This window comes from Aquabacterium sp. (assembly GCF_036279675.1).
Classification (GTDB): domain Bacteria; phylum Pseudomonadota; class Gammaproteobacteria; order Burkholderiales; family Burkholderiaceae_C; genus Aquabacterium.
This window is the reverse complement of record NZ_DASUIS010000018.1, coordinates 1-5,284: the sequence shown is the minus strand read 5'-3', so window position 1 is coordinate 5,284 and position 5,284 is coordinate 1. Positions and strand designations below refer to the sequence as shown.

Below are 5,284 nucleotides of genomic sequence, written 5' to 3'. Positions count from 1 at the left end.
GTCAGGAGCGCTGCGATGGCAGGAGAGGAAATGCGTGTCGCCATCATGGTGGGTTGCAGGCCCCGGTCAGCGGGTCTGGCGGTGAAAACATGGAAGAAGCGGCCGCGCTGAACTCGTCCTGGCCCCGGGGCATGGGGTTGTTGATCCAGTAGGCGATGCGTGCTGCGTTGGCGTCGCTGAGGCTGGCAAAGATCTGCCCGCCGCCGTGTTGCACCAGCAGCAAGGGCTTGGCGAGCAGCCGGCTCTGCGTGGACGAGCCCACCACCACGGCGCCCTGGGCCGAGTAGTAGTTCTTGTACATGTCGCTGGTGCGGATGACGGCCGGCGTATTGGCCGGGTCGCTCATGTCCACCGGCTGCGCACCGGGCACCACACGCAAGGCGCCACCTGCGCCGGTGACGGTGTCATGGCAGCCCGCGCCCGCACAGCTGTTGGTGAAGCCGCCGCCTTGCAAGGCCGGCAACTGGGCCAGCAGGATCGGGTTGATGCATTGCTGGAAATAGACGAAAGACAGCTTCTGCCCACCTGTGTTGACGGGGTTGCTGACCGTGGCCGGATTGCCCAACGGATTGCTGGACCCGCCACTGCCACCACCGCCGCAGGCAACCAGGAGCGATGTCATCACCATGACCATGCCCATACTGCTCGCCACTCGGGCATGCATCACAGATTCTGACAAACGACTCATGGACTCACGCACCCTGTATGCAGCCAGCTGGCGATGGTGTTGTAGGCCGTGCTGCCAACCGGGAGGATGGCCGTGCTGCCGCTGGCGCCTGAAGGATGCGGCACGGTCGAGGGCTTGCTGAGCAGCGCATTGGATGCCGCTGTACAGGCGTCGGAGATCATGGTCAGCGTCACGTTGTAGTCACCTTCGGCATCGCCCGTCAGCACGAAGCGGTTGCCCTGGAACGAGGCGCCAGGTGGCGTGGCGGACGCACTGCTGCCGATGGCCTGGTGACAGCCGCTGGCACAGGTGCTGCGCAGAATCGGGAACACCTGCGAGGTGAAGGTCGTCTGGCTCAGGCCGTTGATCGTGCGCACCCCCGAGTTGGCATCGAAGGGGGTGTTGTAGTACTTGCCACCCAGGTCCATCCATTCGGCCAGCAGGCGTTTCTCGGATGCGTTGAGCAGGGCCGAGTGATCAGGCGCGGTGCCGGGCGGGTTGGGGTGCGCCGTGCGAGCATCGGCGTCTGCCGACAAGGTCTGGCCCCACAGGATCTCGGCCAGACGGCTCTTGCGTGTCAGGCCCAGGGCCTCGCCTTCGCTGGCGGAGGTGTCCACCAGTGCCGGGCCCCGCTCGATCACGGGCACCCCATTGCGGATGCGCGTTCTGGGCAGGCCGGTGACCGTGTCGATGATCGGGTCCCCCACCATCAGTTCCTGATAAGAGGTCATGCGCCCGGTGCCAGACGTGGTGCCTCGCAGATCCAGCTTGGCCGGATCGTTGTGGCAGTTGGTGCAGGTGTTGACACCATTGGTGCCGCGGCTGCGCGTCCACAAGGGCTGGATGTGGTCGGGGTAGTTCACCACGCCATTCGTGGGTGCCGTGGTGCCCAGGCCGCTGTAGCTCAGTGTGATGGCCGGCCGTGCGGTGACGCCGTTGCGGGTGGTGTCTGCCCAGATGTCCGTGTAGATCATGTTGGGCGACAGTTGCATCGCCGTGGGATCCAGCCGCGTGCGGGTGCCTGCCATGGTTTCACCGGGCAGGTGTGCCGCCTGCATGTCGGGCTTGAGCCCGACCGGCGTGCTGTTGACCACGGCGCCCGCGTTGATGGCGCCACCACGACGTGGGCTGTGGCAGCCGTCGCAGGTGCGGCGTTCGCCCGGGCGCACCTGGATCCAGTTGGTGTGCGTCTGGAAGGCGCGGCCGGAGGCATCGACCACGGCCAGCCCGATCGGCGTGTCAGCCGGGATCTGCAGCTTGAAGGAACCATCGGGCTCGATGGGCGCGTAGCCCAGCACCTGCTGCATTTCGAAATCGGTTTCGCCAATGGCACCTCGTGTGCCCGTCATGCCGACCGGCGGGGCGACGGCTCGGAACACACGAATGAACCGGGCCGGTGTACAGCCATAGGCGGGATCGGCCGGGTCCTTCATGCGGGCCAGATCCGGGATCAAGGGGCGGGTGTCCAGCGGGTCGGTGGGCGCGATCTTGGGAATGGCCGTGGTGCAACCAGCGCCCAGATCGACGGGCAGCAGGACAGGGTCACCCATGCGGCCCAGCCCGTCGGTGTCGTACACACTGCGCACCTCGATGATGCCTTTGTCGGCAGCCAACAATGCGTCATCCAGGGCCGTGGGATCCGTGGTGCTGGGCTCGGTGCGTGCCTGCAGGGCCACCGGGTGTGTGTACATGAAGCCGGTCGGTGGCGAGGCCACATTCAGCCAGGTGCTTTTGGCCGGGTCGAACATGTAGACGGCATACGAAGGCGGCACGTTGTCCTGGATCTCGTCGCCTTGCACGTCCGCGACCATGCGGTCTTCCTGGGTGAGGCGCGCTTTCTCTGCATCCGTCAACGTGGCGCACGAGACGACCACACCCTTGCGGCGAACCTGGCAGGGCGTGTAGGACACCAGCACGCGGTCGGTGCCGTCCCACAGCGGGTAGGGTGTGGTGACGCGGCCATACAGCGACAGGCCACGGCCCATGTTGAGCGTTTGCGCCGTCGGTTGGGACTGGCCACCAACAGCGGGCAGATCAGGGCTGATGGGCGTGTTCTGCTCGGAATAGTGCTCGGCATCGACAAACACGAGCGCGCCGCCTTCACGGGTGCCGGACAACGGCATCAGATCGGAAGCCACGAAGCCCTTGTACCGGCCGTTCGGGTCCATCTCGCGTGGATGCAGAAAGCTGTTGCCTTCACTGTGCGCGCCGTACAGCACGAACAGATCGGTGCCGTCGGGTTTGACGCGGAAGATCTTGAAGTGGTTGCGCCCGCCGACGTGGTCCCAGCGCGAGAACATGATCTCGCCGTTCTGGCGCACCACGGGGCTGCGGTCATGGCTCTGGTTGAACGAGATCTGCGTGATGCTGCCGCCATCGGCATCCATGGTGTGCAGGTTGAAAACGCGCTCGCGTTCGTATTCGTCCAGCGCGTAGTAGCTCTGCCCCAAGGCCTGGTTGAGATGCGACTTGGTTTGACGGTTGGAGGTGAAGACCACGCCACGGCCACCAGGCAGGTAGGTAGGGTCCACGTCATCGTCGTTCAGGGAGCCAGTCAGGCGGCGGAAGGTACCACCAGTCAGCCCGCCGCTGCTCATGTCGTATTCCCAGATGTTCCAGCGGCCGGTGCACGCGCGCACCGACACATTGCCCAGGCTGATCATGGCGGTGTTGGTGGTCGGGCAGCGCATGGCGAACAACAGCTTCTTGCCGTCGTAGGACACCTCGGGGCCGGATGCATCGCCCTGGCCCTGGGTAAAGCGCTCGGTGATGTTGTGCTCCGGGGCGCTGGGTGAAGAGCGTTCGCGGATGATCAGGTCCCCGCCGGGTGCCGTGGGTGCGCCGTTGGTGGGGTTGCCCATGATGCTGTTGGCACGCTTGGCATAGGCAATGGGTGTGTCACTGGCCAGTGCACTCGCTGCAGTTGCTTCCGGATCGGTGCTGGAAGATGAGCTGCCTTCCATGCAGGCGCTCAGCGCCAGCAGCGCCGCTATCGCGCAGGGAATGGTGATGTATCGCTTCATGATGTGATGGAGCCTTCCTCAGCGTGTCATGCGTGAACAGCGCCTGAGCGCTGCGCGGGGGCAGCCATCAAGCCAGAAGAAAAATGCAGGGCACCAGCGTCATCGACCACGATGGCGTCCAGGCCGGGTTGCGATTCGATCAAGGCCATGCCCTTGTCGAGTCCCAGCACGAACAAGGACTTCGACATGGCTTCAGTGGTGAGCCCGTCGTCTGCCAGGATGGTCACGCTGTGCACGCTGCGTGGCGACAGGCCCGTGGCAGGGTCGATCAGGTGATGGCAGCGTTCGCCGTCGACATCGAAATAGCGCTCGTAGTCGCCCGAGGTGGAGATGGACACATCCTGCAGGGGCAACACCGCCACCATCTCACCGGGACGGCGCGGATCACGGATGCCAATGCTCCAGGGGCGCCCGCGGTGATCCCCGATCACACGGCTGTCGCCCCCCGCGCTGACGTGGGCATGCGCGATGCCGCGGGCCCGCAGGATGGCGGCGGCGTTGTCGACCGCATGGCCTTTGGCAAAGCCACCCAGATCGATGCGCATGCCGGGCCGACCAAAACGCACTGTCTGCGCCTGCTCGTCCAGCATCAGGTATTGATGGCCCACGGCAGCTCGTGCCTGTTCCAGGGCTTCGAGGCTGGGGCGTATGCCCGCACGGTAGTCATACAACTGGCCCACGGCGGCATAGGTGATGTCGAACGCGCCACCAGACAAGGCCGAGAAGGCTTGAGCCTTGGCGATGAGGCGGGTCATCTCGGCGCTGAGGTGGACGGGACCCGCGCAGGCATCCCGGTTGATGCGGGACAGCTCCGAGTCAGGCCTGTGCGGGCTCATGGTCTGATCGATGCGATGCATCTCGGCCATGACGGCGTCAATGGCCGCTTCGCCTTGCGCCCTGTCATCGCACCACAGCACGACGCTGATGGCCGTGCCCATGATGGCTTCTTCGCGCTGCAGCCAGGCACCCGCGCTCACCGGCTGCATCAGATGCGGGGTGGGACGTGGTTCGCGGCGAAAGGCTTTGAGCGCGCCAAACATGGTGAGGCAGGTTCCGATTGAGGTGGAACCGACGCGCCCTGGTCGCCAGTGCAAGGAGGTGTATTGGCGTGCGTTCCCTGCTAAACGACAGGGCTGGTCACGTCGGTGGCATGCAGTATGCAGTGCCACCCTCGGGCCGGAGTGCGTGCAGATGCTTCAGATGTAAGTAGGAGAAATCGCGACATGGCGCGTCCCACTGTGCCGAGACCTGACGAGGCTCGGGCCTTGTGTGATGGGTGACACACCGAAGTGAGGGGGGTGCAGTTTCAAGCGCAGTGTCGATGTCCGTCTGGCGGGATCGGTCCAGGCGCATGTCGAACACGGTGCTCACATCCCTTTGAAGTGCTTACATCGCGCCAGGCACCCTGGGGAGCCTGCTCGCGCGACGCTCAAAGCACGCGGCGGCCGCTGATGACGTTGAAGACGATCATCACCAGCGCGACCACGAGGAACAGGTGAATGAAGCCACCCAAGGTATAGGACGAGACGAGCCCCAGCGCCCACAGAACAAGAAGAACAACGGCGATCGTGTAGAGCATGGTGATTCCTTTCGA

General features: G+C 64.7%; 4 protein-coding genes. All 4 read right to left on the bottom strand.

Features of this window, described 5'->3' with window-relative positions; all coding sequences use genetic code 11:
* Positions 1–43: 43 nt before the first annotated feature.
* The 4 genes from VFW93_RS01715 to VFW93_RS01700 all read right to left on the bottom strand — a co-directional run bounded on the left by VFW93_RS01715 (position 44) and on the right by VFW93_RS01700 (position 5,269).
* Positions 44–622, bottom strand: coding sequence for a hypothetical protein (locus tag VFW93_RS01715; protein WP_329692267.1), 579 nt, complete (start codon positions 620–622; stop codon positions 44–46).
* A gap of 62 nt (positions 623–684) precedes the next feature.
* Positions 685–3,690: a hypothetical protein gene (locus tag VFW93_RS01710; RefSeq protein WP_329692266.1), complete on the bottom strand. Its 3,006-nt coding sequence runs from the start codon at positions 3,688–3,690 to the stop codon at positions 685–687.
* 26 nt (positions 3,691–3,716) lie between these two features.
* Positions 3,717–4,730, bottom strand: coding sequence for an FAD:protein FMN transferase (locus tag VFW93_RS01705; RefSeq protein WP_329692265.1), 1,014 nt, complete (start codon positions 4,728–4,730; stop codon positions 3,717–3,719).
* Positions 4,731–5,119: 389 nt separating this feature from the next.
* Complete coding sequence (locus VFW93_RS01700) at positions 5,120–5,269, bottom strand: lmo0937 family membrane protein (RefSeq protein ID WP_329692268.1); 150 nt, start codon at positions 5,267–5,269, stop codon at positions 5,120–5,122.
* Positions 5,270–5,284 lie beyond the last annotated feature (15 nt).

What these genes read in the sequence shown, in the direction of transcription:
- VFW93_RS01700 (WP_329692268.1), bottom strand. Translation starts at nt 5,269, where the DNA reads ATGCTCTACACGATCGCCGTTGTTCTTCTTGTTCTGTGGGCGCTGGGG.
- VFW93_RS01710 (WP_329692266.1), bottom strand. Translation starts at nt 3,690, where the DNA reads ATGAAGCGATACATCACCATTCCCTGCGCGATAGCGGCGCTGCTGGCG.
- VFW93_RS01715 (WP_329692267.1), bottom strand. Translation starts at nt 622, where the DNA reads ATGACATCGCTCCTGGTTGCCTGCGGCGGTGGTGGCAGTGGCGGGTCC.
- VFW93_RS01705 (WP_329692265.1), bottom strand. Translation starts at nt 4,730, where the DNA reads ATGTTTGGCGCGCTCAAAGCCTTTCGCCGCGAACCACGTCCCACCCCG.